We start from the raw sequence: 25,050 nt of genomic DNA, 5'->3' as shown, positions 1-25,050 counted from the left end.
GTCCGACACCTTTCGAGCCCGCACACCCGGCGCACGTCGTCCGGACATTCCGGGAATGGCCGAAACCACCTCCCGGCACCATGCCCGGGGAACCTGATGGCCGTGTGCGCCCTCGGGGCCGGGTGTGCGGGCTCGAAAGGTGTCGGACCAGTGAGAATCAGATACTCTGATCTCATGAGGACGATGACGGCGACGGAGGTCGCCCGCAACTTCGCCTCCGTGCTCGACCGGGCGGAGCACGGAGAGACGATCGTGATCACCCGCGGCGGCCGTCGGCTGGCGGTGCTCGCCCCCACGCCCGCGGGCAACGGCGCGGCGATCAAGGAATTCCTGGCCTCGCACTCCGTGGACGAGGACTTCGCGGACGACGTGGCCGCCGCCCGAGAGAGCGTGACCGATGAGATGAGCGCGACGTGGCACGTCGACTGATCCTGGACACCGGAGTCCTCGTCAGGGCCGAGCGGGGAGGCGCCGTCCTGGCCGGAGTGCTCAGCCAGGACGACGACGTGACCATCGCCGCCGTCAGCCTCGCCGAGCTGCACCTCGGGGTGGAGCTGGCCGAGGGGGAGCGCCGGGCGCGGAGGCAGGAGTTCGTCGACGGGGTGCGCGCACTGGTGCCGGTCGAGGACTACACCGCCGACGTGGCGACCGTGCACGCGCGCCTGCTGGCGCATGTGCGCCGCGAGGGCAAGCCCCGGGGCGCTCATGCCCTGATCATCGCCGCGACCGCCGCGGCCACGGCCCGCACCCTGCTGACGACGGACGGCAAGGCCGCGTTCGACGACCTCCCCGGCGTCCACGCCACCGTGGTCCCCACCTGATCCCGTCCCCCTCCCCGTCGCCTTCTACCCTCACACCGTGGCCCTCTTCACCGTCGAGCGTCAGTCGTCGCTGCCCGCCGCCGAGGCGTGGCGGCGGCTCACGGACTGGCGGCGTCACGGCGCCCACACCCCCCTGACCACGGTCGCCGTCCGGCCGCCCGGTCCCACGCGCCCGGGCACGGTGATCGTCGCGCGCACCGGCGTCGGGCGGGCCGGGTTCGACGACCCGATGGAGGTCGTCCGCTGGGAGCCGCCCCGGGAGCGTGCCCCGGGGATCTGCCGGCTGGAGAAGCGCGGCGCGGTCGTCGAGGGGTGGGCCGAGATCGAGGTGCGCCCCCGGGGCGGCGGGTCCCACGTCCTGTGGCGCGAGGACGCGCGCGTCCGGAGGCTGCCCCGGCTGCTCGGCCCGCCCACCGCGTGGTCCGGCCGCCTGCTGTTCGGCCACCTCGTCGGCGCCCTGCTCAAGGACGGGGAGTAGGCCCCGCCGGGCCGGCGGACCGGTGGAGTAGCTTCGACCGCGGTGGTTGTCATCGGACGAGGTGAGGGCACGTGATAGTCGAGTACATCCGCTACCGGATTCCCGACGCGGCGCGGCGCGGGCGGTTCGAGGACTCCTACGCGGTCGCCGCGCGACAGCTGGACCTCGCCCCCGAGTGCCTCGGATACGAGCTCACGCGCGGGGTCGAGGAGCCCGACCGGTACATCCTGCGGATCGAGTGGACTTCCGTCCCCGACCACCCTCCGTTCCTCGACGCCGTCCGCCCCTACATCGGTGACATCGAGGAGATGAAGCACTACGAGCGGACCCCCGTCCTGTCCGGACCGGAGGCCGGCCACACGACCGCGCGTCCGGAGACCCTTGCCGAGGCGATCGGCGGCACGGAGGTGCTGCGCCGGCTGAGCGAGACCTTCTACGAGGCGGTCCTGGCCGATCCGCTCCTCGCGCCGGTCTTCGCCGACTTCACCCGCGCCCACGTCGAACATGTCGCCGTCTGGCTGGCGGAGGTCTTCGGCGGCCCCACCCGCTTCACCGACGAACTCGGGGGACACCAGGCCCTGCTCCGTTCCCACCTGGGCCTGTCGATCACCGAGGAGCAGCGGCTGCGGTGGATGGAGCTGATGACGGTCGCCGTCGCGAAGGAACTCCCGGACGACGCACTGGTGCGCCGCCGCGTCATCGAGTACTTCGACTGGGGCACCAGGATCGCGCGCGACGTGTCCGCCGACCCGAAAGGCACGGACCTCGGCGACCCGGGACCGACTCCGCGCTGGGGCTGGCACGGCCTGGCCTGACACCGGGGTGCGCCCGAGGCAGTGATCGAGCGGGTCGCCGACGGCCGACGGATTCGGGGACACTCGGCGCCGCAGGCCAGTGTCTGCGGGCCGCCGATCGAGATGGTGAAGAATGACCGACGTGACCACCGATGACTTGGCCGACGTTCTGGGTACCTGCGAGACCGCATGGCTGGAGTTCAAGAGCACTGCCAAGCGTGCGGGCAAGCGTGGCGACGCGATCGGCAATGCGGTGTGCGCCATGGCCAACGATCTGGCCGGACACGGTGGCGGCGACATCGTGATCGGTGTCGACGACCAGGGAAATCCGCTGGGGGACGTCGACACGAGTGACCGCGCTCTTCTCGCGCTGACGGACCTCCGGGACGATGGACGGATCCTGGATCGACCGTCGTTCACCGTTGCGACGGCGGTCTACCGGGGCAAGCCCGTCGTGCGCATCCACGTCAAGGCTTCGGCGACTCCTCCGGTGCGGTTCGAAGGGGTCGTCTGGGTACGGCCGGGCCCGACGACACGGAAGGCGACCCGCGACGATGAGCGGGTGCTCGCCGAACGGCGCCGAGCGGCGGACGGACCCTTCGATACGCGGGTAGTCCAGGGCAGCAGCCTCGAGGATCTCGATCTGGGTCTCTTCCATTCGACATACCTCCCTTCCGTGGTCGATCCCGAAGTGATCGATGAGAACGGGCGACCACTGGCCCAGCAGCTCGCCTCGCTGCACCTGGCCCAGCCGTCGGACAGCCCCGTGCCCACCACACTGGGATTGCTGGTCACGGGTTTCGATCCGAGCAGCCGTATCCCCGGCGCGTACGTCCAATTCGTGCGCTATCAGGGGGTTGACCTGGACGCACCGGTCGCTGACGACCAGGAGCTGAGGCAGAACATCGTTGATACCGCCGCGAGACTGGAAACGCTGCTGCGAGGCAACGTGCGCACTCGCCTCGTGGAGAACGGGTTCCGAGAGGAGCAGCGGCCCGATTATCCGATCGAGGCACTACGTGAGGTCAGCATGAACGCGCTCATGCACCGCAACTACGAGACGTCTTATGCCCCTACGAGAATCGCGTGGTTCGACGACCGGATCGAGGTCACCAATCCGGGAGGTCCCTACGGGCAGGTACGGACCGACAACTTCGATCGGGTCACCGACTACCGCAATCCCTCCCTGGCCGCGGCCATGAAAGCGCTCGGCTACGTCAACCGTTTCGGCCGGGGCATCGGCCGTATCCGGGCGACACTCCGACGCAACGGTAATCCTCCCCCTGAATTCCAGGTGGACGAGTCTTCGTGGTCGGTCACCCTGCGGGCAACCTTGTGACGTCCATCGCGTTGTTCAACAACAAGGGGGGCGTCGGCAAGACCACGCTCGTCTACCACCTGGCCCACATGTTCCAGCGCCTTGGTCTGAGCGTTCTGGCCGTGGACCTCGACCCCCAGTCGAACCTCACCGCAATGTGCCTGGACGAGACGGAACTCGAAGAGTTGTGGGAGGACTCCTCCGCGCTCATCGATCACGGCACCGGCCGGGTCCGTGCGGGGGAGACGGTCGCTGATGCCGTCCGTCCGATCCTGGAGGGCACCGGGGACATCAGGAACGTGTCGCCCACGCCACTCGTTCCTGATCTCTGGCTGCTGCCCGGCAGCCTGGAACTCAGCCGGTTCGAGGACAAGCTGTCCCACGAGTGGTTCAGGACCTACGCTGCCGACCCCGCTGCGATCCGTTCCACCACAGCGTTTCACCGCATCATCCGGGGTGCGGCCGATGCCGTTCGCGCGGACATCGTTCTCATCGACATCGGCCCTAACCTGGGTGCCATCAACCGGGCTTCGCTTCTCGCTGCGGACTCCGTGCTGATGCCGCTCGCCGCTGACCTGTTCTCGCTCAACGGCTTGCGCAACCTCGGCCCCACGCTGCGAAGTTGGCGGCAGGACTGGCAGCAACTCATCCTGCCGCGGAGTCCGGACGGGATCCCCGCGCCCAAAGCCGCCATGAGACCCCTCGGTTATGTGATCATGCAACCCGAGATGCGCCTGGATCGTCCCGTCAAGGCTTACGCACGCTGGCTTGAGCGCATCCCCGGCGTCTTCGACACGGCCGTCGTGGGTATGGATGCCGCTCCTCCCCGGGACCGCTCGTTCGAGATCGCCACCATGCGGAACTACCGAAGCCTCATGCCACTCGCGCACGATGCGCGCAAGCCGATGTTCGACCTCAAGCCGGCGGACGGAGCCCTCGGCAGCACGCAGAAGTATGTCCAGACCTGCTTTCGCGAGTTTCGCGGACTGGCCGAGGAGATCGCGACGCGCCTGGCGACCAGGGGCCCGGAGGAGCAATGAGCCACTCGCAGCGGAAGACCCACCACACGAGGGCCCTCCCGGCCCGGCTCGCCACGGCTATTGACGCCTCCTGATCATCACGACGTCTGTGTCGGCGGGTTCGACGAGTTGCGCGACGAGGCGTTCCACCTCCGCGACGAGCGTGGCGTGTGCGTCGTCCAGGATGCGGCCGATCTCGGACGCCGCCTTGCGGGCCTGCTCGGCGTCCCCCGCGGCGGCGGTGTCTTCCAGGTGTCGCAGTCGTCGCGCGAGGTGCGGTTGCCGCTGGATGTGCACGTACACCGCCCACTGGGCGACGAAGCGCCGCAACGGCGCGAGGTCGGATCCCTGGCGCGCCTGGTCCAGCTCCCGTGCGAAGGCGGGCATGGCCGCGGGCGCGATCCGGGCCACGGCCCGCCGCAGCGCGGTCACCGTGGCGGAGGTGGTCATGGCGTCTCCCATGGGAGGGATTCTGCTCGCTGCGGGCAGCGTAACCGGCGGATGCTGCCCGCAGCCCTCCGAACGGGTGACGGCCGGTGGCCGGGCCCGTTCAGCCCTCGGCGCGTGCCACGCCCACCGGGCAGCTCAGGCCCGTGCCGCCCATGCCGCAGTAGCCGGCCGGGTTCTTGTCGAGGTACTGCTGGTGGTAGTCCTCGGCGGGGTAGAGCGGGTGGGGGCCGGCGGAGGAGATCTCCGTCGTGATCCGCTCGTAGCCCGAGCCCGACAGCACCCGCTGGTACGCCTCCCGGGACTCCTCCGCCACCGCCTGCTGGGCGGGGGTGTGCGTGAAGATCGCGGAGCGGTACTGCGTGCCGACGTCGTTGCCCTGGCGGTAGCCCTGGGTCGGGTCGTGTGACTCCCAGAAGATCTTCAGCAGGTCGGCGTAGCTGACCTCGGCGGGGTCGTACACGACGCGGACGCCCTCGGTGTGGCCGGTCATGCCGGAGCAGACCTCTTCGTAGGTCGGGTTCGCCGTCACGCCGCCCTGGTAGCCGACCAGGGTCGTCCACACGCCCGCGGTCTGCCAGAAGCGGCGCTCCGCGCCCCAGAAGCAGCCCAGCGCGAAGTCGGCCACCTCCATGCCCTCGGGGTAGGGGCCGAGCAGGGGCGTCCCCAGGACGGTGTGCGTCTCCGGGACGCGGAACGGTCGTTCCGCGCGGCCCGGAAGCGCCTCCTCGGTGGTGGGAAGCCGGGTCTTGAAGGCGTACAGCATGATCGAGTGTCTCCCTGTTCTCATTGGCCGGCGATGGCCATGGCGCGGTAGGCGGCGTACTCCTTGGCCGGATCCTCGCCGTCCACCCACGGGATCGCACCGACATAACCGTCGATGGCCCGCACCTGTTCCGCGGCCTCCGGGTACCGCTCCGCGCGCACCAGGAAACACAGCAGCAGGTGGCGCACGTGCGGCTCCACCGGGTGACCGGAGCGGACGGTGGAGACGGCGAACTGGGCGGCCTCGATCGCGTCCGAGACGACCGCGCCCCGGTAGATCGGCGAGAGCTCCACCTCGGGCAGGTGGTCGTAGACCGCGAACAGCGGCAGCGCCGCCAGCAGGCTCCCCCGCGGGGCGTTCGCCGCCGCGGCCGTGGCGAAGGCGTCCGCGTCGGCGCGCGAGCCGTGCCACTTCTCCGACAGGTACGGCAGGGCGGCCAGGTGGGCGCCCATGTGCTCCTTGTCGCGCTCGGTCACCTTCTGCCACAGCGCCTCGAAGTCGGCGGTGCGGTAGCTCAGGCCCCGGGCGATGAACAGCTCGGTGATGTAGGGGATGGGGTCGTCGGGGCGCAGCCGGGCCGCCTCGGCGCAGACCGTGCGGGCCTCCTCCAGGATGATCCGGTACGCCGCCGAGCCCGGGTCCGCCATGGCCTGCCACACGAGGAACTGGGCGTAGACCTGCGCGCCGCCCGCGTCGTTCGGCTCCTCGCCGCGCCAGCGCCGCAGCCAGCCCGCGTCGTGGCCGCCCTCCGGCTCGCCCGCCGCGCGCCAGCGGGACAGCTCCATGGCCCCCGCGCCCGCGAGCGACTGCACGCGCTGCCAGCGCGACTCGCTCTCGTCGGTCAGGGCGAGGAGCTGCCCGGCGGGCCGCCAGTCCCCGGTGCGCCGGGCCTCCTCCAGGGCGGTCACCAGCTCCGGGTCGGGCCCCGGCAGCCGGGTGTCCAGCTGGTCGACGGGGACGAGCCCGGTGGTGGCCGGGCGCTCGCCCTCCTTCGCCAGGGAGGGGCCCTCGGGGGAGCCCGGGATCAGGCCGTCCCGCGCGGTGGCCGCGTCGGCGGCGGAGGCGGCGCGTTCGAACTCCTCGCGCTCCCGGCGCCGGCGCAGCATCGGCATCACGATCACGCCGAAGAGGACCACCAGGGTGATCAGCAGGATCAGGGCTTCCATGGCGTGCGGCTCCCCCTCGCTCACGCGCGTACGCGGCGTGTGCTTGATGTGTATGGACACCTTATGTCGCGCCTTCGCGCCCCCTAACGGCGCGGCCCGCGCGGCATCACCTCCACGGTACGGCCCATTACCGTGGTCCCATGAACGATCAGCCAAGCGGGCGCCGCTTCGAGACCGTGGCCATCCACGCCGGGCAGGAGCCCGATCCGGTCACGGGCGCCGTGGTCCCGCCCATCCACCAGGTCTCCACGTTCAAGCAGGACGGCGTCGGGGGTCTGCGCGGCGGCTACGAGTACAGCCGTTCCGCCAACCCCACCAGGACCGCCCTCGAAGAGAACCTGGCCGCGCTCGAAGGCGGCGGACGCGCGCTGGCGTTCGCCTCCGGGCTCGCCGCCGAGGACTGCCTGCTGCGGACCGTGCTCACCCCCGGCGACCACCTGGTGATCCCGAACGACGCGTACGGCGGCACGTTCCGCCTCGTCGCCAAGGTGGTCGAGCGCTGGGGGGTGACGTGGTCGGTCGCGAACACCTCCGACCCCGCGGCGGTGCGGGCCGCGATGCGCCCGGAGACCCGCATGGTCTGGGTCGAGACCCCCTCCAACCCGCTGCTCGGCATCACCGACATCGCGCTGATCGCGGACCTGACCCGCACCGCGGGCGCGCGCCTGGTGGTGGACAACACCTTCGCGAGCCCCTACCTCCAGCAGCCGCTGGCGCTGGGCGCGGATGTGGTGGTGCACTCGACCACCAAGTACCTGGGCGGGCACTCCGACGTGGTCGGCGGCGCGCTGGTCACCTCGGACGGGGCCCTGGGCGAGGAGCTGGCGTTCCATCAGAACGCGATGGGCGCCGTCGCCGGGCCGTTCGACGCGTGGCTGGTGATGCGCGGGATCAAGACGCTCTCCGTGCGGATGGACCGGCACAGCGCCAACGCGGCCAGGGTCGTCGAGGCGCTGACCGCCCATCCGAAGGTCGTCGAGGTGTTCTACCCGGGGCTGCCCACGCACCCGGGCCACGAGACGGCCGCCAAGCAGATGCGCGACTTCGGCGGCATGGTGTCGTTCCGCGTCGCGGGCGGTGAGAGCGCCGCGGTCGAGGTGTGCGACCGGGCGCGGCTGTTCACCCTGGGCGAGTCGCTGGGCGGCGTCGAGTCGCTGATCGAGCACCCGGGCCGCATGACGCACGCCTCCGTTTCGGGGTCGGCCCTGGAGGTCCCCTCCGACCTGGTGCGTCTGTCTGTCGGGATCGAGGCCGTGGACGACCTGCTCGCGGACCTCAGCCAGGCTCTCGGCTGAGCTCCGCCTCGCCCACCGCACTCACCTCGCCCTCCGCTTCCGTCGCGTCGCCGTCCGCCTCTGCTCCGGGGGCGGACGGCGGCTCCGGGGGCCCGCCGCCGCTCTGGAGGTGGGTGATGGCGTCGTTGAAGCGCGTGAGGAGCGCGCAGAAGTCGGCGCGCTCCTCCGGCGTCCACCCCGCGGTGAGCGCCGAGATCAGGCGCCGGCGCGAGGAGCGCACCTCGGCCAGCCGCTCGTTGCCGCGCGGCGAGAGCTGAAGCACGACGGCCCGGCCGTCCGCGGGGTCGGCGGCCCGCCGGACGAGCCCGGCGTCCACCAGCGGAGCGACCTGCCTGGTCACCGTGGAGGAGTCGATGCCCATGCCCTCGGCCAGGGCTTTCACCCCGGCGGGACCCTCCTCGGCGAGCCTGCTGAGCAGGAGGTAGGCCGCGCGGTCCATGGAGTCCCTGGCCGGGCCGAGGCCCCCGAGACGTGTCTGCTCCGCCCGCCGGGCGAAGATCGCCACCTCGTGCTGGAGCGCGTCGAGCAGCGTGAGGTTCTGGGGTGTTGCTGTGATGGATTCAGGCGTCATATCCGAAAAGTCCGGTGAAGAACGGGGGGTGGCGCTCTGGATGCGCTCAGCGTACGCGCCCCGCGCCTGACGGGTAGTCCCCCGGGCGGCGGCCGGATCCGCCCGCGCCCCGGCGTCGCCCGCCTGCGAGACTGGCCGTATGCCCGGTTTCCACCGCCCCACCCTCAATGACGTTCTCGCGGCTCAGAAGACGCTCGGCGGCGTCACGCGTGTGACCGCTCTCGAAGGCAGCCGGTATCTGAGCGACCTGATCGGCGCTCCCGTCCACCTCAAGTGCGAGAACCTCCAGCGCACCGGCTCGTTCAAGCTCCGCGGCGCCTACACGCGCATCGCCGGGCTCAGCGAGGCCGAGCGCGCCCGGGGCGTGGTCGCGGCCAGCGCGGGCAACCACGCGCAGGGCGTCGCGCTGGCGGCGTCGCTGCTCGGGGTGCGGTCCACGGTGTTCATGCCGGCCGGGGCGCCGCTGCCCAAGATCGCCGCCACCCGCGAGTACGGGGCCGAGGTGCGGACGCGTGGCCAGGTCGTGGACGAGACGCTCGCCGCGGCCGAGGAGTACGCCGAGACCACGGGCGCCGTGCTCATACATCCCTTCGACCACGCGGACGTGGTGGCGGGTCAGGGCACGCTCGGCCTGGAGATCCTGGAGCAGTGCCCCGGGGTGCGGACCATCGTGGTGGGGATCGGCGGCGGCGGCCTGGCGGCGGGGGTCGCGCTGGCGGTCAAGGCGCTGCGGCCGGATGTGACGGTGATCGGGGTGCAGGCGGAGGGGTCGGCCGCCTATCCGCCCTCGCTCGCGGCCGGGCGCCCGGTGGCGCTTCCCGAGGTGTCCACCATGGCCGACGGCATGAAGGTCGGGCGCCCGGGGGACGTGCCGTTCCGCATCATCGCCGAGTTGGTGGACGAGGTGCGCACCGTCTCGGAGGACGCGCTCTCCCGTGCGCTGCTGCTCTGTCTGGAACGGGCCAAGCTCGTCGTGGAGCCCGCCGGCGCGAGCCCGGTCGCGGCGCTGCTCTCCGCGCCGGAGGCGTACGCCGGGCCCGTGGTCGCGGTGCTCTCCGGGGGGAACGTCGACCCGGTGGTGCTGGAGCGGAGCCTGCGGCACGGCATGGCCGCGGCGGGCCGCTACCTGTCGCTGCGGCTGCGCGTGCCCGACCGTCCCGGGGTGCTGGCGGCGCTTCTCGGGGCGTTGTCAGTGGCCGACGCTAACGTGCTCGCGGTGAACCACGTGCGGACCGATCCCGGTCTGGGCGTGAGCGAAGCCGAGGTGGAGGTCCAGCTGGAGACCCAGGGCCCGCGGCACTGCGCGCAGCTGTCGGAGGCGCTGGGCGCGGCGGGGTACCGGGTCCTCGGCTGAGCACGGACGCGCCGTCGGAATATCCGACTATCGCGATGTATCGCGATAGTCTAAGCTGTCGTCCGCCGTCAGGGGGTGCCTGCCGTCCCCCGGCGCGGAGGATGTCCGGCCGCACCCCTGAAAACCGAGTAAGACCCAGTAAGACCCAGTAAGACCCAGAAATATCGAGAACACCCAGAACAGCCAGAACACCCCGAAACAATGGGAGACTTACATGTCAGGCGCCATTCACGCCGAGGGGCTGGTGAAAACCTTCGGCGATGTCCGCGCACTGGACGGCGTCGACATCGACGTTCCGGAGGGCTCCGTCCTCGGCCTCCTCGGGCCGAACGGCGCGGGGAAGACCACCGCCGTGCGCGTGCTGACGACCCTCCTCCAGCCCGACAGCGGCCACGCGGAGGTGGCGGGCGTCAACGTGCTGACCCGGCCGAACGAGGTGCGCCGCCTCATCGGACTGTCCGGCCAGTTCGCGGCCGTCGACGAGTACCTGACCGGCCGGGAGAACCTTCAGATGGTCGGCCAGCTCTACCAGCTCTCCTCGCGCGACGCCAAGCGCAGGGCGGGCGAGCTGCTGGAGCGGTTCAACCTGGCGGACGCCGCCGACCGGACCGCCAAGACGTACTCCGGCGGCATGCGCCGCCGCCTGGACCTCGCCGCGGCGCTGGTCGTCAGCCCGCCCGTGATGTTCATGGACGAGCCGACCACCGGCCTCGACCCGCGCAACCGGCAGCAGCTGTGGGAGGTCATCCAGGAGCTCGTCGCGGGCGGCACCACGCTGCTGCTCACCACGCAGTACCTGGAGGAGGCCGACCACCTCGCGGACACCATCGCCGTCGTGGACCACGGCAAGGTCATCGCGCGCGGCACCTCGGACGAGCTCAAGACCCAGACCGGCGGCGATGTCGTCGAGGTCGTCGTGCACGACCGCGAGCACATCGAGCGGGCGGAGGAGGTGCTGCGGCGCCTGGGCGACGGCGAGACGTCGCTCGTCACGCACACCCGCAAGCTGAGCGTCCCCGCGGCGGGCGGCGCCAAGCTGCTCGCCGAGGTCATCCGCGAACTGGACGGCCGGGGCATCGAGATCGACGACATCGGCCTGCGCCGCCCGACCCTGGACGACGTCTTCATCTCCCTCACCGGCCACGCGGCCGAGGAAGAGGCGAACGGGCGGGGCCGGAAGGCGAACGAAGAGAACAAAGGGGAGCAGCAGTGAGCATCAGCGTCAAGGGGCCCGCCACGCGGCCTGATCCGCGGCCCGGCGACGAGCGCATCGGCTACCGCCAGGGGATCAGGGACGCCCTCGTCGTCACCAAGCGGAACCTGCTGCGGATGCTCCGCATCCCCGAGGTCGTCGTCTTCGGCCTGATCCAGCCCGTCATGTTCGTGGTGCTGTTCTCCTACGTCTTCGGCGGCTCCATCACCATCCCCGGCGCGGGCAACGACCCGGGCGCCTACCGGGAGTTCCTGATGGGCGGCATCTTCGCCCAGACGGTCACCTTCGCCACCGCGGGCGCCAGCGCGGGCATCGCGGAGGACATGCAGAAGGGCATCATCGACCGCTTCCGCTCGCTGCCCATGGCACGCGGCGCGGTGCTCACCGGCCGCACGTTCGCCGACCTGACACAGACCGCCGCGATCCTGCTGGTGCTCACCATCGTCGCGGTCCTGGTCGGCTGGCGCATCCACGACGGGCTGCCCAACGCGCTGGCCGCGTTCGGCATCCTGCTCCTCTTCGGATACGCGTTCACCTGGATCGGCGCGCTGATCGGCCTGTCGGTCCGCTCGCCCGAGGCGGCGACCTCCGGCGGCCTGGTCTGGCTGTTCCCCCTGACGTTCGTCTCCAACGCGTTCGTCCCCTCGGAGAACATGCCGGGCTGGCTCCAGCCCGTCGCCGACTGGAACCCGTTCTCCGCCGCCGTCCTCGCGGTCCGCGACCTCTTCGGGAACCTGCCGGCCAACGCGCCCACGCCGGACGCCTGGCCGATGCAGCACCCGGTGATCGCCTCGCTCCTGTGGTCCGTGGCGATAATCGCCGTCTTCCGCACCCTCGCCGTGCGCAAGTACAAGCGGGCCACCGGCTGACCGCCCCTCCCGCCCCTTCCCACCACCCGCACCCGAGCCCCTGGCCGCCTCCCGGCGGCCAGGGGCCTTGTGCTTTTCGGCCCAGGTACGCAGGATGATGCGCCCGGATGCAACGACTCGGGCGAATTCAGCGTGATAGAGGGCGTGTTGTCCGAGTGGTGCGACCAGTCACGGGAGGGGAAGCCGATGCCGACACACGCCGGCGAACTGAGTGCACGTCACCGGGCGGACGTCGACCTGCTGCTCGAACGCGCCGTCGAGGAGGAGGTGCGGCGCTCCGAGGGCCGCCTGGACGGGGGCCAGCTGCTGCAACGGGCCCGCGGCGCGCTGCCCGAGATCCTGCGCCCCGCCCTGGAGGAGTACGCGGCCTACGCCCGCGCCGAGGCCGAGGGCGCGCCCGGCCGCCTGGCCGACCGGTTCAGCCCGCGCACCCTCGGCGGGCTCGGCGGCGCGGTGGGCGCCGCCACCCTGGCCACCCTGCTGCTCATCGGCAGCATCGCCGAGTCCGCGGCCACCGCCTTCGCCGACGCCGCCATCGTCGCCGTGGCCGCCCTGCTCGGCTTCAGCGCGCAGGCCGTCCTCGCCCACCTCTGGTCCTCCGAGCGCCACGCCGGAAGCCGCAACCAGCCCGGCGGCGTCGAGCAGTTGCGGCTGGAGTGGCGGGCGGCCCTCGAAGTGCGGGGCATCCGCCCCTACCTGGAGCACCAGCGCGTCGTCGCCCCGCGCCGCGACCCCCTCGGCCGCGACAAGGGCGAGTCCCGCCGCCCGGTGACCCGGGCCCGCGACCGCAGCGGCGTCGCCCGCGCCCGTTCCGTGCTGAACCGTTCCTTCGACCGCCTGCCCGACCCCGGGCACCCGTTCATCGGCCGCCGCAGCCAGCTCACCCAGATCACCCAGTGGGTCAACCGCGACCGCGCCAGGACGGAGACCCGGCCCACCGTCGTCGTGCTGCACGGCCCCTCGGGATCGGGCCGCACCATGCTGGCCCGCTGGGCGGCGCACGAGCTGCGCGAACTGTTCCGCGGCGCCTGCCTGGTGGACCTGCGCGGCCAGAGCGAGAGCCCCCTGCACACCAGGGACGCCATCCTCCACCTGCTCAACCGCCTCGGCGCCCCCCGCGAGCAGCTGCTCTTCCGCGAGGGCGGCGGCCGGAGCAAGGACCCCGCCCAGCTGCGCCGCCTCGCCGAGCGATACCACCAGCACCTCGCCGAGCTGCCCGTCGTGATCATCCTCGACGACGCCACCGACGCCGAGCAGATCCGCACCCTGATCCCGCCGCGGTCCGGCTCGCTGGTCCTGGTCACCGCCGCCGAGCCGCTGCCCGTCGACCCCGAACTGCCCGCCTCCGTCCACCACATGGAGCTCGGCCCGCTGGACCAGGCCGCCGCCGAGGAGCTGCTGCGCGCCTCGGGCACCGAGGGCGCCACGGTCGCGCCGGGGCCCTACGACGAGGCGGCCTGGCGCCGGGTCACCGAGCTGTGCGACGGCCGCCCTCTGCTCCTGCGCCTGGCCGGATCGGCGCTGGACGAGCGCTCACCCGCCCAGCTGGCCGACGACCTCGCCGCCTACGGGCCGCCGGGCGGCGGCCTCGACCCGGCCGAGCGCGCCATGCGCCTGCGCTACGCCGACCAGCCCGAGATCGCCCGCCGCCTGCTGCGCCGCCTCGCCCTGGTCGGCCGCGCCAGCCTCGGCGCCCGCGCCGCGGCCTCGCTCCTCGACGTCGGCCAGCAGGAGGCCGCCCGCCAGCTGGAGGAGCTGACCCGCGCCGGGCTGCTGCGCCACGTCAGGGGCAACCGCTACCGGCTGCACGACCTCGTCCGCCGCTTCGCCCGCGCCCGGCTGCACGACGAGGAGAGCGACCAGGAGCGCTCGGCCGCCCAGGAGCGGCTGATCCGCAGCTACGCCGAGCTGGCCGACACGGTGATCCGGCTGGTGGACGGCAAGACCTCCACCCGCGCCGACGTCCTGCCCGCCTCCGCGGGCGGCCACGGCTTCGCCTCGCTCGACGCCGCGCTGCGCTGGCTCGACGACGAGACCAGCTTCATCACCTCGACCCTGCGCCACGCCGACGAACGCGTCGACCGCCAGGCCGTCCAGCACCTCCTGGGCGCGCTGTGCGACTACTGCCTGCTCCGCGGCGACCTCTACCGCCTCGGCGAGCTCAACGAGCTGACCCAGGCGGTCGACCAGGGCCTGCTGACCCGCTCCGTCCAGTGGCGCACCGGCGTCGCGGCCCGGCAGCTCGGCGAGCTCGACAAGGCGCGTTCCACCCTGACCTCCGTGGTCACCCTCTACCAGCGCGCGCACAACGAGGCGGGCACCGCCCGCGCCCTGCGCGACCTGGGCATCACGCTCCAGCACCAGGGCCAGCTGCGCGAGGCGGGCGACAAGCTGCGCGAGGCGCTGGAGCTCCAGGTGGGCGACGCGCTGGACGGCGACCGGGCCTGGACCCTGCACGCCCTCGCGGCCGTGGAGCGCGAGTGCGGGCGCGTCGTCGCCGCCCGCTCCCTGCTCGGCGAGGCACTCCTGCTGCACCAGGGCAGCGGCAGCGTGCACGGCGAGGCGTGGACCCGTTTCCAGCTGGGGCAGACCCTCCTCCTCGGCGGCCGGGTCCAGGACGCCGAGCACGAACTGCGGCTCTCCCTCGACCTGTACGAGCGCTCCCGCGACGTCCGCGGCGTCGCCTGGGCGATGACCGAGCTGGGCCTGGCCCGCGTGTACGACGGCGACCCGACCGCCGCGCAGGAGCAGCTGACCACGGCGCTGGCCAGGCACCGCGAGACGGAGGACGCCCGCGGGGAGGCGTGGACCCTGTACGACCTGGGGCAGGCCCTGGAGGAGGCGGGGGACGGCACCGGCGCGGTGCGCACCCTGGAGCGGTCGCGCACCATGTTCTCGCGGATGCGGGACGTCTACGGGCTGGCCTGCGCCCGCCACCACTCGGCGCGGATCACCCGGGACAGCCGGGCGGACAGCACCGGTTCCCTCCGCAACAGCGGCTTCGCCCGGCAGCTGCTCAGTGACGCGCGGCGCGACTTCCAGCGGGCGGGGGTCGCCCATGGCGAGGCGTGGTGCTGCCTGGAGCTGACGGTGATCGAGGCGGGGAACGAGCGGCTCGGGCAGGGCCTCGCACTGGCCGACGAGGCGCTGCGGCTGTTCACCGAGGGCTATGGCGAGGGGCCGGACGCGCGCGGCGCGGACTGGGCGCAGTTCCTCCGGTGCACCCTGCTGCCGCTGGCCTCGCCCGGCGGCTCCGAGGTGGGGCAGGCGGTCGCCCAGGAGGAGCTCGCGCACCTCCTGCGCGCCGACCACGCGCTGCGCGACCCGCGCCTCACGGACGCCGCCGAGACCTATGCCCTGATGCTCCAGCGCGGCCAGGGCCCGGAGTCGGGCTGGCCCGCGTGGCGGCTCGGCATGGTCCCGCGGCGCGGCGCCCGTGACGTGATCGGCGTGGCGACCGCCTGACGTCGCACCCGTGCAGCGTCGTTCAGGACAGGACAGGGGCGGGACCGCTCAGGAGCGGGAGGGCTGCCGGTCGCCGCCGGCGGTCTCCCTCTCCTCGTCCCGCGCGCCCGGCTCGGTGTCCGGGATCGCGATCCTTCCCAGGTGTTTGCTCATGGACTTCAACAGGATCCAGACGCCCACGCCCAGGACCGCGAACACGATGAAGCCGAGCACGCCCGGCGTCACGGTGTACTCGTTCAGCTCCTCGGCGAGGGGCAGCAACTCACTCATGGGCTCAATTCTCCCGGATGCCCGCGAAGAGGTCGGACTCGGGTAGGGACGTGTCCACGCGGGTGCGCGCCAGCTCGTAGTCCTCGGTCGGCCAGACCTCCTGCTGGAGGTCCATCGGCACCCTGAACCAGCCGCCGTCCGGGTCGATCTGGGTGGCGTGCGCGATCAGTGCCTTGTCACGGATGGGGAAGAAGTCCGCGCACGGGACGCGGGTCGTCAGCTGCCGCTCCGGGTGCCCGCCGTCGTCCCAGCGCTCCAGCCACTCGGCGTAGGGGGAGTCGAGCCCCCTGGCGAGCAGGGCCTCGTGCAGCGCGAGGGTGCGCGGCTTGTTGAACCCCTGGTTGTAGTAGAGCTTCAGCGGCTGCCACGGCTCCCCGGCCTCCGGGTAACGCTCCGGGTCACCCGCCGCCTCGAAGGCCAGCATCGAGATCGTGTGGGTCATGATGTGGTCGGGATGGGGGTAGCCGCCGTTCTCGTCGTAGGTGGTCATCACCTGCGGCCGGAACGAGCGGATCAGCCGGACCAGCGTCCCGGCCGCCGTCTCGGGGTCCTGGAGCGCGAAGCAGCCCTCCGGCAGCGGCGGCAGCGGATCGCCCTCGGGCAGCCCCGAGTCCACGTACCCGAGCCACGCCTGCCGCACCCCCAGAATCTCCCTGGCCTCGGCCATCTCCTTGGCCCGCACCTCGTGGATGTGCTCCTCCAGATAGGCGTCGCCCTGGAGCTTCGGGTTGAGGATCGAGCCCCGCTCGCCGCCCGTGCAGGTGGCCACCAGCACGTCGACGCCCTCCGATACGTATTTGGCCATGGTGGCGGCGCCCTTGCTGGACTCGTCGTCCGGATGGGCATGCACGGCCATGAGTCGCAGCTGCTCGGTCAAGGCGGAATCCTCGTCGTCGGGTGGGTCGTCACGGGGTCATCATGGCGATGGCCGGGGTCCGGCGCTCGCCTTCTATAGTGACGGATGGACCGGCGGCGCTATTCCGGAGATCGCGGAACGAGATCGCCGGACGGGACCGGGGAACGAGACCGCAGAACGAGTGAGGACCGAGGACCGATCGCCATGGCTGATGTGCGTGCGAGGCTCCCCGAGGGCCGGTACGGCCGCCGCGGCACCGCCAGGGGCGGGACCGACCGGCGGCTGACGGTCATCGGCTGCGTGCTCGGCGCCGCGCTGCTCGCCTTCGTGGCCTGGGCCGGGTTCTCCTACATCGGCGATCAGAAGGTGACCGGCCAGCTGACCGGTTTCGACGTCGTGTCGGACGAGTCGATCGAGATCAACATCGCGATGCGCAAGCCCGCGGACGTCGACGGCGTGTGCACGGTCCGCGCCCAGGCCGAGGACGGCCTGGAGGTGGGCCGCGGGGACTTCACGTTCGATGACGACGACGACAGCGTCCACCGCGCCGTGACGCTGCGGACTACGCAGCGTGCCACCTCGGCCGAGCTGATGGGCTGCGCGGAGGCCGCACAAGCCGCGAACTAGGCTCACTGGGTTTGTGTGCGGCAGCGGAGGGTAATCCTTCCGCACATCGACCGGCATTGTTAGAGTCGATATTTCGATCGATGATCGCCCGCCCGGCATCACAGACGTCCGGGTCGGGCCTTGTTTTTATCCCCATCTGCACTTCGAGGAGCACCTGTGACGCAGACCAGCGGCACTGTCACCTGGCTGACCCAGGAGGCGTATGACCAGCTCAAGGCCGAGCTGGATCACCTGTCGGGTCCGGCTCGCGTCGAGATCGCCAAGAAGATCGAGCAGGCCCGTGAAGAGGGGGACCTGAAGGAGAACGCCGGCTACCACGCGGCCAAGGAGGAGCAGGGGAAGATGGAGGCGCGCGTGCGCCAGCTCACCCAGCTCCTGGAGAGTGCCCAGGTCGGCGAGGCCCCCGCGGACACCGGTGTGGTGGCGCCCGGGATGGTCGTGACGATCGCGTTCGACGGCGACGAGGACGACAGCATGACGTTCCTGCTGGCCTCGCGCGAGTTCGCCACCTCGGACATCGAGACCTACTCGCCGCAGTCCCCGCTCGGCAGCGGCGTCAACGGCAAGAAGGTCGGCGACGAGGCGGAGTACCAGCTGCCCAACGGCTCCACCGCCCGGGTGAAGGTGCTGGAGGCCAAGCCCTACCAGGCCGCCTGACCGCCCGGTGACCGCCATGAGCAACCGACTCGCCGACGAGACCTCGCCCTATCTGCTCCAGCACGCCGACAACCCGGTGGCCTGGTGGCCCTGGTGCGCCGAGGCGTTCCAGGAAGCGCGGCGCAGGGACGTTCCCGTGCTGCTCAGCGTCGGGTACGCCAGCTGCCACTGGTGTCACGTCATGGCCAGGGAGAGCTTCGAGGACGAGGCGGTCGCCGCCTACCTGAACGCGCACTTCCTCCCGGTCAAGGTGGACCGGGAGGAACGCCCCGACGTGGACGCGGTGTACATGGACGCCGTCCAGGCCGCGACGGGACAGGGCGGCTGGCCGATGACGGTGTTCATGACGGCGGAGGGCGAGCCGTTCTACTTCGGCACCTACCTCCCGCCGACGCCCCGGGCCGGCATGCCGTCGTTCACGCAGCTCCTGGAGGGCGTGCACACCGCCTGGACCGACCGGAGGGACGAGGTCGCGGGCGTGGCCGGGAGGATCACGCGCGAGCTGGGCGAACGGCGCCTGGAGTACGGCGAGCCCGGCCCGCCGGGGGCGGAGGCCCTCGCGGCGGCGGTCGACGGCCTGGCCGGTGAATTCGACGCGGTGCGCGGCGGGTTCGGCGGGGCGCCGAAGTTCCCGCCGTCGATGGCGCTGGAGTTCCTGCTGCGGCACCACGCGCGCACCGGCTCGGACCGGGCCCTGAGGCTGGCCGAGGCGACGTGCGACGCGATGGCGCGCGGCGGGATCTACGACCAGCTCGGCGGCGGCTTCGCGCGGTACTCCGTGGACGCGGCGTGGACCCTTCCGCACTTCGAGAAGATGCTCTACGACAACGCGCTGCTCGGCCGCGTGTACACGCATCTGTGGCGGGTCACGGGCTCGGCGGCGGCGCGTGCGACGGCCCTGGAGACGGCGGACTTCATGGTGCGCGAGCTGCGCACGGCCGAGGGCGGGCTCGCCTCGGCGCTCGACGCGGACAGCGAGACGCCGGGCGGCGGCGGTCACGCGGAGGGCGCCTTCTACCTGTGGACGCCCGAGCAGCTGACCGAGGCGCTGGGCGCGGCGGACGCGGCGCTGGCGGTGGAGGTGTTCGGGATCGGCGAGGCCGGGACGCTGCGGCTGCCGGGGCCGGAGGCGCCCGAGGGGCTGAGGGCGCGGCTGCTCGCGGCGCGGGAGCTCAGGCCGCGGCCCGAGCGGGACGACAAGGTCGTGGCCGCGTGGAACGGCCTGGCGATCGCCGCGCTGGCCGAGACGGGCGCGTGCTTCGACCGCGAGGACCTGATCGCGGCGGCGGCGGGCGCGGCGGAACTGCTGGCCGCCGTGCACCTGGACGCGGACGGGCGCCTGGCGCGCACCTCGCGCGACGGCCGCGCCGGGCCGAGCGCGGGGGTGCTGGAGGACTACGGCGACGTGGCGGAGGGCTTCCTCGCGCTGTACGCCGTGACCGGCGAGCGGACGTGGCTCGACCGGGCCGGGCGGCTGCTGGAGACGGTGCTCGCCCGGTTCACGGGCGAGGACGGCGCGCTGTTCGACACGGCCGACGACGCGGAGCGGCTGATCAGGCGCCCGCAGGACCCGACGGACGGCGCGACCCCGGCGGGCTGGACGGCCGCGGCGGGCGCGTTGCTCTCCTACGCCGCGTACACCGGCAGCGACCGGCACCGGACGGCGGCGGAGCGTGCGCTCGGGATCGTCACGGCGCTGGGCACGCAGGCGCCGCGTTTCATCGGCTGGGGCCTGGCGGTGGCCGAGGCGGCGCTCGACGGGCCGCGCGAGGTGGCGGTGGTGGGGCCGCGGGACGACGCGGCGACGGCCGCGCTGCACCGCACGGCGCTGCGCGCGGCGGCCCCGGGCGCGGTGGTCGCGCGGGGCGAGCCGGGCGCGGCCGACCCGCCGCCCCTGCTGGCCGACCGCCCGATGCGCGACGGGGTCGCCACGGCGTACGTCTGCCGCGGCTTCGTCTGCTCGGCCCCGACGACGGACCCGGCCCGGTTGGCGGCGCAGCTCGGGGGCCCCGCGCCCTCCTGAACGCCGGGCGCGAACGCTGGGGCGCGCACGGCGGGCCGCGTCGTCGCCCGGCGCGGCCCCGGGCCGACGGGGGCGTCCTGGCCAGCCCTCTCTCCCTGCGCGGGCCACGCCGGTCGCGGCGGTGGTGCCGCCGCCCCCCGCGGGCAGCAGCAGCCCCACGAGCAGGGCGGCGGCCAGCGCGGCGAGGGCACAGACGAAGAGCGTGACGCTCATGCCCTGGACGAACGCCTCGTCGGCGGCGCGCGCGAATTCCCCGACGCCGGTGCGTTCGGCGACGAGGTGGGCGGCGGCGATCGAGTCGTCCGCGGAGTCCGCGGCCTCGGGCGGCAGCCCGCCGGTGTCGAGCCGGGCGCGGTAGACCTGGGCGAGCACGCTGCCGAGCAGCGCGACGCCCAGCGCGCCGCCCACCTGGCGCAGGGTCATCAGCAGCCCCGAGCCGACACCGGAGCGCTCGGGCGGCAGGGCGTCGAGCGCGGCGCCCATGGCGGGGACGAGGGTGAGTCCGGCGCCCAGGCCCATGACGCTCAGCCAGGTGGCGGCCGGCCCGTAGCCGGTGTCGACCTCCGTGGTGGAGCCGAGGAGCCCGGCGAAGCAGAGCAGGGCGAGTCCGGCGCAGACGACGCCGCGCGCGCCGAACAGCCGCACCAGCGGCGGGCAGGCGCGGGCCGCGACGAGCATGCCCGCCATCATCGGCATCAGCCGCAGCCCGGTGGCGAACGCGTCGTGGCCGCGGACCACCTGGAGGTACTGGGGGACGACGAACAGCAGCCCCGCGAAGACGAAGCCGACCAGGGCGGAGACCAGGCCGTTCCGGCCGAAGCCGGGGGCGCGCAGCAGGTCGGTGGCGACCAGTGGGTGGGGGCGGCGGCGCTCGCGCCGGACCAGCAGGACCAGCAGCGGAACGGAGCCGGCGAGGGTGGCCACCACCAGCGGGTCGCTCCAGCCGCGCCCCGGGCCCTCGATCAGGCCGCAGACCAGCGCGCCGAGGCCGCCGACGCCCAGCGCGGTGCTGCCCGGGTCGACGCGGGGGGCGGCGGGGTCCCTGGTCTCGGGGAGCAGGAGGAGGCAGGCGGCGATGCCGAGGGCGGCCAGTGGCACGTTGAGCAGGAAGACCGAGCCCCACCCGTAGTGGTCCAGCAGCACGCCGCCGATCAGCGGCCCCAGCGGCATGCCCGCGGCCAGCGCGGCGGTGACGGTGGCGACGGCCCGGGGACGTTCCTCGGGGCCGAAGAGGGCCGGGAGGACGGAGAGCGCGAGCGTCGCGACCAGGGCCGCGCCCAGGCCCATGAGGACGCGGGCGGCGATCAGCGTTCCCGGCGTGCGGGCGAGGGCGCCCAGGACGGAGGCCGCCAGCAGGATCCCGAGGCCCACGACGAGCATGCGGCGCCAGCCGAACCGGTCGCCGAGGAGCCCGGCCGGGATCATCGTGGCGGCGAAGACGACGAGGAACGCGTCGACGATCCACTGCTGCTGACCGGTCGACGCGTCCAGTTCGACGGCGAGGGTGGGCAGCGCGACGTTGAGGATCGTGGCGTCGAAGCCGAGCACCAGGACGGAGACGGCCAGGGCGGCGAGCGCCCACCAGCGGCGCGGGTCGGGGGCTGCCGGACCGTTCATGGGCGCCTCCGGGTTCCGCGGGTCACCGTTGAATTGACAGTCATTCCCAAAAGTGAGTAACCGTCAAGATGCTGAGCGGTGCGGATGCCCCTCAGGTGTGACGTGTCGCTCATATGAGCCGCACTAGACACAGAAGAGAGAAGGCGGCACCATCAGATGAGCGTTCTCCCTTTCGGATGAGCGCATGTGCAACCACCCTCAACTCTCTGGAGCGAACGTGACGCTGACATCAGCAGCTCCCGTCGCCGCCCACGCCCCGACCCGGCACCACAAGCTCGTCTCCTGGGTCGAGGAGATCGCCGCGCTGACCGAACCCGACCGGGTCGTGTGGTGCGACGGCTCCCAGGAGGAGTACGACCGGCTGTGCGCCGAACTCGTGGCCAAGGGCACGTTCATCAGACTCAATCCCGACAAACGGCCCGGCTCGTTCTACGCCGCCTCCGACCCGACCGACGTCGCCCGGGTCGAGGACCGCACCTTCATCTGCTCCGAGCGGGAGGAGGACGCCGGGCCGACCAACCACTGGATGGACCCCGCCGACATGCGGGAGACGTTCAGCGGGCCCAGCGGCCTCTTCCGCGGCTCCATGCGCGGGCGGACCATGTACGTGGTGCCGTTCTGCATGGGGCCGATCGGCTCCCCGCTCTCCGCGCTCGGCGTGGAGATCACCGACTCCGCGTATGTCGCCGCCGCCATGCGCACCATGACCCGGATGGGCAGCGCGGTCCTCGACGAGCTGGGCACCGACGGGGCGTTCGTGCGCGCCGTCCACTCGGTCGGCGCGCCCCTGGCCGAGGGCGAGGCCGACGTGCCCTGGCCGTGCAACCCGGTCAAGTACATCTCGCACTTCCCCGAGACCCGCGAGATCTGGTCCTTCGGCTCCGGCTACGGGGGCAACGCCCTGCTGGGCAAGAAGTGTTACGCCCTGCGCATCGCCTCGGTCATGGCGCGGGACGAGGGCTGGCTGGCCGAGCACATGCTGATCCTCAAGCTCACGCCGCCCGGCGACGCGCCGATCCGGTACATCGCGGCGGCGTTCCCCTCCGCCTGCGGCAAGACCAACCTCGCGATGCTGCGGCCGACGCTGCCCGGCTGGCGGGTGGAGACGGTGGGCGACGACATCGCCTGGATGCGCTTCGGCGAGGACGGGCGCCTGTACGCCATCAACCCGGAGGCCGGGTTCTTCGGCGTCGCGCCCGGCACGGGCGAGCGCACCAACGCCAACGCGATGCGCACGCTCTGGGGGAACTCGGTCTTCACCAACGTCGCGCTCACCGACGACGGCGACGTGTGGTGGGAGGGCATGACCGAGGACCCGCCGGCTCATCTGACCGACTGGCGCGGCGACGACTGGACCCCCGCCTCGACGGCGCCGGCCGCCCACCCCAACGCGCGGTTCACCGTGCCCGCGGGGCAGTGCCCGACGATCGCGCCCGAGTGGGAGGACCCGGCCGGGGTGCCCATCTCGGCGATCCTCTTCGGCGGGCGCCGCGCCACGGCCGTTCCGCTGGTCACCGAGTCGTTCTCCTGGCGGCACGGCGTCTTCCTCGGCGCCAACGTCGCCTCCGAGAAGACCGCGGCGGCCGAGGGCACGGTGGGCGAGCTGCGGCACGACCCGTTCGCGATGCTGCCGTTCTGCGGCTACCACATGGGCGACTACTTCGCGCACTGGCTGCGCACCGGCGAGCGGGCGCCCGACCAGGGGAGGCTGCCCCGGATCTACTACGTCAACTGGTTCAAGAAGGACGCCGACGGCGGCTTCGTGTGGCCGGGCTTCGGCGAGAACATCCGGGTGCTCAAGTGGATCACCGAGCGCCTCGACGGGCGGGCCGCCGGGGTGGAGACGCCCATCGGCGTGCTGCCCACACCGGAGGCGCTCGACACCGAGGGGCTCGAACTCACCGATGAGCAGCTGGCGTTCCTGCTGGAGGTGGACCCGGAGGTCTGGCGGAGGGAGGCCGGGCTGATCCCCGCCCACCTGCGGACGTTCGGCGACCACACCCCCGACGAGCTGTGGGCCGAGTACCGGGCCCTGGCCGAGCGGCTGGGCTGAGCCGGGGCGTCACGCCGCCTCGGCGGCGGCCTCGGCTCGACGGAGCGCCGGGGCCGCCGCCGGGTGTCAGTACTGGTTGTAGCCGTCCAGGAACGAGCCGATGCGCTCGATCGCGTCCGCGAGCTCGCTGGCCTGCGGCAGGGTGACGATGCGGAAGTGGTCGGGCTCGGGCCAGTTGAACCCGGTGCCGTGCACGATCATGATCTTCTCGGCGCGCAGCAGGTCGAGGACCATCTGCCGGTCGTCCTTGATCTTGTAGACCTTGGGGTCGAGCCGGGGGAAGGCGTAGAGCGCGCCCTTGGGCTTGACGCAGGAGACGCCGGGAATGCGCGTGAGCATCTCGTAGGCGGTGTCCCGCTGTTCGAGGATCCGGCCGCCCGGCAGCACGAGCTGCTCGATCGACTGCCGCCCGAAGAGGGCCGCGGCCACGGCGTGCTGGGACGGCACGTTGGCGCAGAGCCGCATGTTGGCCAGGACCGTCAGACCCTCTATGTAACTGGTCGCGTGGTCCTTCGGGCCGCAGACCGCCAGCCAGCCGCAACGGAAGCCCGCCACGCGGTAGTTCTTCGAGAGGCCGTTGAACGTGAGCGTCAGCAGGTCGGGCGCGATGGTGGCCGTGGGGGTGTGGGTGGTGCCGTCGTACAGGATCCGGTCGTAGATCTCGTCCGAGCAGAGCACCAGCCGGTGGCGCCGCGCCAGTTCGGCGAGCTGACGGAGCATCTCGTCGCTGTAGACGGCTCCGGTGGGGTTGTTCGGGTTGATCACGACCAGCGCCTTGGTGCGGTCGGTGATCTTGCGCTCGATGTCGGCCAGGTCCGGCATCCACTCGGCCTGCTCGTCGCAGCGGTAGTGCACGGCGGTGCCGCCGGCCAGCGAGACCGACGCGGTCCACAGCGGGTAGTCCGGAGCCGGGACCAGCACCTCGTCGCCGTCGTCGAGCAGCGCCTGCATCGACATCTGGATGAGCTCGGAGACGCCGTTGCCCAGGTAGATGTCCTCGACGGAGAGGTGGATGCCCTTGGTCTGGTAGTGCTGCATCACCGCGCGGCGGGCCGAGAGCAGCCCCTTGGCATCGCCGTAGCCGTGGGCCATCGACACGTTCCTGAGGATGTCCTCGAGGATCTCGGGGGGGCAGTCGAAGCCGAAGGCCGCCGGGTTCCCGGTGTTGAGCTTCAGGATGCGGTGACCCGCCGCCTCCAGCCGCTGTGCCTCTTCGAGCACCGGGCCGCGGATCTCGTAGCAGACATTGGCGAGCTTGGTCGACTGGATCACCTGCATGCCCGCCACCTTACGGCCGTGGTAGGCGGGGCGCGCTGTGTTTTCCCCCACGCGGGTGGTCGGGCGCCGGCGCGGGGCGGCCCGCCGGGGGAG

At 72.4% G+C, this 25,050-nt stretch carries 21 protein-coding genes and 2 pseudogenes; 15 read left to right on the top strand and 8 right to left on the bottom strand.

Features of this window, described 5'->3' with window-relative positions; all coding sequences use genetic code 11:
* Positions 1-174: 174 nt before the first annotated feature.
* From ADY01_RS12580 to ADY01_RS12555, 6 genes are all read left to right on the top strand, one after another.
* Positions 175-429 (top strand): type II toxin-antitoxin system Phd/YefM family antitoxin, encoded by a 255-nt coding sequence (locus ADY01_RS12580; protein WP_063784205.1) that lies wholly within the window; start codon positions 175-177, stop codon positions 427-429.
* Complete coding sequence (locus ADY01_RS12575) at positions 414-821, top strand: PIN domain-containing protein (RefSeq protein ID WP_049570823.1); 408 nt, start codon at positions 414-416, stop codon at positions 819-821. The genes ADY01_RS12580 and ADY01_RS12575 overlap by 16 nt, the downstream gene beginning before the upstream one ends.
* Positions 822-858: 37 nt before the next feature.
* On the top strand, positions 859-1,299 hold the full coding sequence (locus tag ADY01_RS12570) for an SRPBCC family protein (protein WP_049570820.1): 441 nt from the start codon (positions 859-861) through the stop codon (positions 1,297-1,299).
* 71 nt (positions 1,300-1,370) lie between these two features.
* Entirely contained in the window at positions 1,371-2,114 is a 744-nt protein-coding gene (locus ADY01_RS12565; protein ID WP_234320188.1) for an antibiotic biosynthesis monooxygenase, read from the top strand.
* A 112-nt stretch (positions 2,115-2,226) separates the two neighbouring features.
* Complete coding sequence (locus ADY01_RS12560; RefSeq protein WP_078900238.1) at positions 2,227-3,432, top strand: ATP-binding protein; 1,206 nt, start codon at positions 2,227-2,229, stop codon at positions 3,430-3,432.
* A complete protein-coding gene (locus tag ADY01_RS12555; RefSeq protein ID WP_049570816.1) occupies positions 3,429-4,451 on the top strand; it encodes a ParA family protein in 1,023 nt (340 codons plus the stop codon). The genes ADY01_RS12560 and ADY01_RS12555 overlap by 4 nt, the downstream gene beginning before the upstream one ends.
* Positions 4,452-4,589: 138 nt before the next feature.
* Here the strand turns inward: ADY01_RS12555 and ADY01_RS12550 are convergent.
* The 3 genes and pseudogenes from ADY01_RS12550 to ADY01_RS12540 form a co-directional block, all read right to left on the bottom strand.
* A pseudogene (locus ADY01_RS12550) lies at positions 4,590-4,880 on the bottom strand (hypothetical protein); the annotation flags it as partial.
* 100 nt (positions 4,881-4,980) lie between these two features.
* Entirely contained in the window at positions 4,981-5,643 is a 663-nt protein-coding gene (msrA, locus tag ADY01_RS12545) for a peptide-methionine (S)-S-oxide reductase MsrA (protein ID WP_049570812.1), read from the bottom strand.
* A 20-nt stretch (positions 5,644-5,663) separates the two neighbouring features.
* Positions 5,664-6,809 (bottom strand): hypothetical protein, encoded by a 1,146-nt coding sequence (locus ADY01_RS12540; RefSeq protein WP_049570836.1) that lies wholly within the window; start codon positions 6,807-6,809, stop codon positions 5,664-5,666.
* Between the two features lie 140 nt (positions 6,810-6,949).
* On the opposite strand from ADY01_RS12540, the gene ADY01_RS12535 reads away from it, so the two are divergent.
* Positions 6,950-8,104, top strand: coding sequence for a cystathionine gamma-synthase (locus ADY01_RS12535; RefSeq protein WP_049570809.1), 1,155 nt, complete (start codon positions 6,950-6,952; stop codon positions 8,102-8,104).
* Here ADY01_RS12535 and ADY01_RS12530 read toward each other — a convergent pair.
* Entirely contained in the window at positions 8,085-8,675 is a 591-nt protein-coding gene (locus ADY01_RS12530; protein WP_049570806.1) for a MarR family winged helix-turn-helix transcriptional regulator, read from the bottom strand. The two genes, ADY01_RS12535 and ADY01_RS12530, sit on opposite strands and share 20 nt — an antisense overlap.
* A gap of 139 nt (positions 8,676-8,814) precedes the next feature.
* Here ADY01_RS12530 and ilvA point away from each other — a divergent pair, with 139 nt between their 5' ends.
* The 4 genes from ilvA to ADY01_RS12510 all read left to right on the top strand — a co-directional run bounded on the left by ilvA (position 8,815) and on the right by ADY01_RS12510 (position 15,576).
* A complete protein-coding gene (gene ilvA, locus ADY01_RS12525; protein WP_049570803.1) occupies positions 8,815-10,029 on the top strand; it encodes a threonine ammonia-lyase in 1,215 nt (404 codons plus the stop codon).
* A gap of 214 nt (positions 10,030-10,243) precedes the next feature.
* Positions 10,244-11,242, top strand: coding sequence for an ATP-binding cassette domain-containing protein (locus ADY01_RS12520; protein WP_049570798.1), 999 nt, complete (start codon positions 10,244-10,246; stop codon positions 11,240-11,242).
* Between the two features lie 56 nt (positions 11,243-11,298).
* Positions 11,299-12,111: an ABC transporter permease gene (locus tag ADY01_RS12515; RefSeq protein ID WP_049570832.1), complete on the top strand. Its 813-nt coding sequence runs from the start codon at positions 11,299-11,301 to the stop codon at positions 12,109-12,111.
* A gap of 186 nt (positions 12,112-12,297) precedes the next feature.
* A complete protein-coding gene (locus tag ADY01_RS12510; protein WP_049570795.1) occupies positions 12,298-15,576 on the top strand; it encodes a tetratricopeptide repeat protein in 3,279 nt (1,092 codons plus the stop codon).
* A 48-nt stretch (positions 15,577-15,624) separates the two neighbouring features.
* Here ADY01_RS12510 and ADY01_RS12505 read toward each other — a convergent pair whose 3' ends face one another.
* Together ADY01_RS12505 and mca are read right to left on the bottom strand one after the other, a co-directional pair.
* Positions 15,625-15,846, bottom strand: a complete 222-nt coding sequence (locus ADY01_RS12505; protein ID WP_049570792.1) for a hypothetical protein — start codon at positions 15,844-15,846, stop codon at positions 15,625-15,627.
* A gap of 4 nt (positions 15,847-15,850) precedes the next feature.
* Positions 15,851-16,723, bottom strand: coding sequence for a mycothiol conjugate amidase Mca (mca, locus tag ADY01_RS12500; protein ID WP_049570789.1), 873 nt, complete (start codon positions 16,721-16,723; stop codon positions 15,851-15,853).
* 183 nt (positions 16,724-16,906) lie between these two features.
* On the opposite strand from mca, the gene ADY01_RS12495 reads away from it, so the two are divergent.
* The 3 genes from ADY01_RS12495 to ADY01_RS12485 all read left to right on the top strand — a co-directional run bounded on the left by ADY01_RS12495 (position 16,907) and on the right by ADY01_RS12485 (position 20,009).
* Complete coding sequence (locus tag ADY01_RS12495; protein ID WP_049570786.1) at positions 16,907-17,329, top strand: DUF4307 domain-containing protein; 423 nt, start codon at positions 16,907-16,909, stop codon at positions 17,327-17,329.
* Between the two features lie 156 nt (positions 17,330-17,485).
* On the top strand, positions 17,486-17,986 hold the full coding sequence (gene greA / locus ADY01_RS12490) for a transcription elongation factor GreA (protein ID WP_049570783.1): 501 nt from the start codon (positions 17,486-17,488) through the stop codon (positions 17,984-17,986).
* Positions 17,987-18,002: 16 nt separating this feature from the next.
* A complete protein-coding gene (locus ADY01_RS12485) occupies positions 18,003-20,009 on the top strand; it encodes a thioredoxin domain-containing protein (protein WP_049570829.1) in 2,007 nt (668 codons plus the stop codon).
* Between the two features lie 450 nt (positions 20,010-20,459).
* On the opposite strand, the pseudogene ADY01_RS36950 reads toward ADY01_RS12485, so the two are convergent.
* Positions 20,460-21,626 (bottom strand): annotated as a pseudogene (locus ADY01_RS36950) (MFS transporter); the annotation flags it as partial.
* 217 nt (positions 21,627-21,843) lie between these two features.
* Between ADY01_RS36950 and ADY01_RS12475 the strand changes: the two are divergent.
* On the top strand, positions 21,844-23,679 hold the full coding sequence (locus tag ADY01_RS12475) for a phosphoenolpyruvate carboxykinase (GTP) (RefSeq protein WP_049570777.1): 1,836 nt from the start codon (positions 21,844-21,846) through the stop codon (positions 23,677-23,679).
* Between the two features lie 66 nt (positions 23,680-23,745).
* Here the strand turns inward: ADY01_RS12475 and ADY01_RS12470 are convergent, their stop codons facing one another.
* Positions 23,746-24,957 (bottom strand): pyridoxal phosphate-dependent aminotransferase, encoded by a 1,212-nt coding sequence (locus ADY01_RS12470; protein WP_049570773.1) that lies wholly within the window; start codon positions 24,955-24,957, stop codon positions 23,746-23,748.
* Between the last annotated feature and the right edge of the window lie 93 nt (positions 24,958-25,050).

Source organism: Streptomyces sp. SBT349 (assembly GCF_001083795.1).
Lineage (GTDB): Bacteria > Actinomycetota > Actinomycetes > Streptomycetales > Streptomycetaceae > Streptomyces.
Note: the sequence above shows the minus strand (reverse complement) of the source record. Positions and strands in the feature narration are given on the sequence as shown.

Bases quoted from the DNA above. Each gene is read 5' to 3' on its own strand.
- ADY01_RS12580 (WP_063784205.1), top strand. From the start codon at position 175: ATGAGGACGATGACGGCGACGGAGGTCGCCCGCAACTTCGCCTCCGTG.
- ADY01_RS12560 (WP_078900238.1), top strand. From the start codon at position 2,227: ATGACCGACGTGACCACCGATGACTTGGCCGACGTTCTGGGTACCTGC.
- msrA (WP_049570812.1), bottom strand. From the start codon at position 5,643: ATGCTGTACGCCTTCAAGACCCGGCTTCCCACCACCGAGGAGGCGCTT.
- ADY01_RS12540 (WP_049570836.1), bottom strand. From the start codon at position 6,809: ATGGAAGCCCTGATCCTGCTGATCACCCTGGTGGTCCTCTTCGGCGTG.
- ADY01_RS12535 (WP_049570809.1), top strand. From the start codon at position 6,950: ATGAACGATCAGCCAAGCGGGCGCCGCTTCGAGACCGTGGCCATCCAC.
- ADY01_RS12530 (WP_049570806.1), bottom strand. From the start codon at position 8,675: ATGACGCCTGAATCCATCACAGCAACACCCCAGAACCTCACGCTGCTC.
- ilvA (WP_049570803.1), top strand. From the start codon at position 8,815: ATGCCCGGTTTCCACCGCCCCACCCTCAATGACGTTCTCGCGGCTCAG.
- ADY01_RS12520 (WP_049570798.1), top strand. From the start codon at position 10,244: ATGTCAGGCGCCATTCACGCCGAGGGGCTGGTGAAAACCTTCGGCGAT.
- ADY01_RS12510 (WP_049570795.1), top strand. From the start codon at position 12,298: ATGCCGACACACGCCGGCGAACTGAGTGCACGTCACCGGGCGGACGTC.
- ADY01_RS12505 (WP_049570792.1), bottom strand. From the start codon at position 15,846: ATGAGTGAGTTGCTGCCCCTCGCCGAGGAGCTGAACGAGTACACCGTG.
- ADY01_RS12495 (WP_049570786.1), top strand. From the start codon at position 16,907: ATGGCTGATGTGCGTGCGAGGCTCCCCGAGGGCCGGTACGGCCGCCGC.
- ADY01_RS12485 (WP_049570829.1), top strand. From the start codon at position 18,003: ATGAGCAACCGACTCGCCGACGAGACCTCGCCCTATCTGCTCCAGCAC.
- ADY01_RS12470 (WP_049570773.1), bottom strand. From the start codon at position 24,957: ATGCAGGTGATCCAGTCGACCAAGCTCGCCAATGTCTGCTACGAGATC.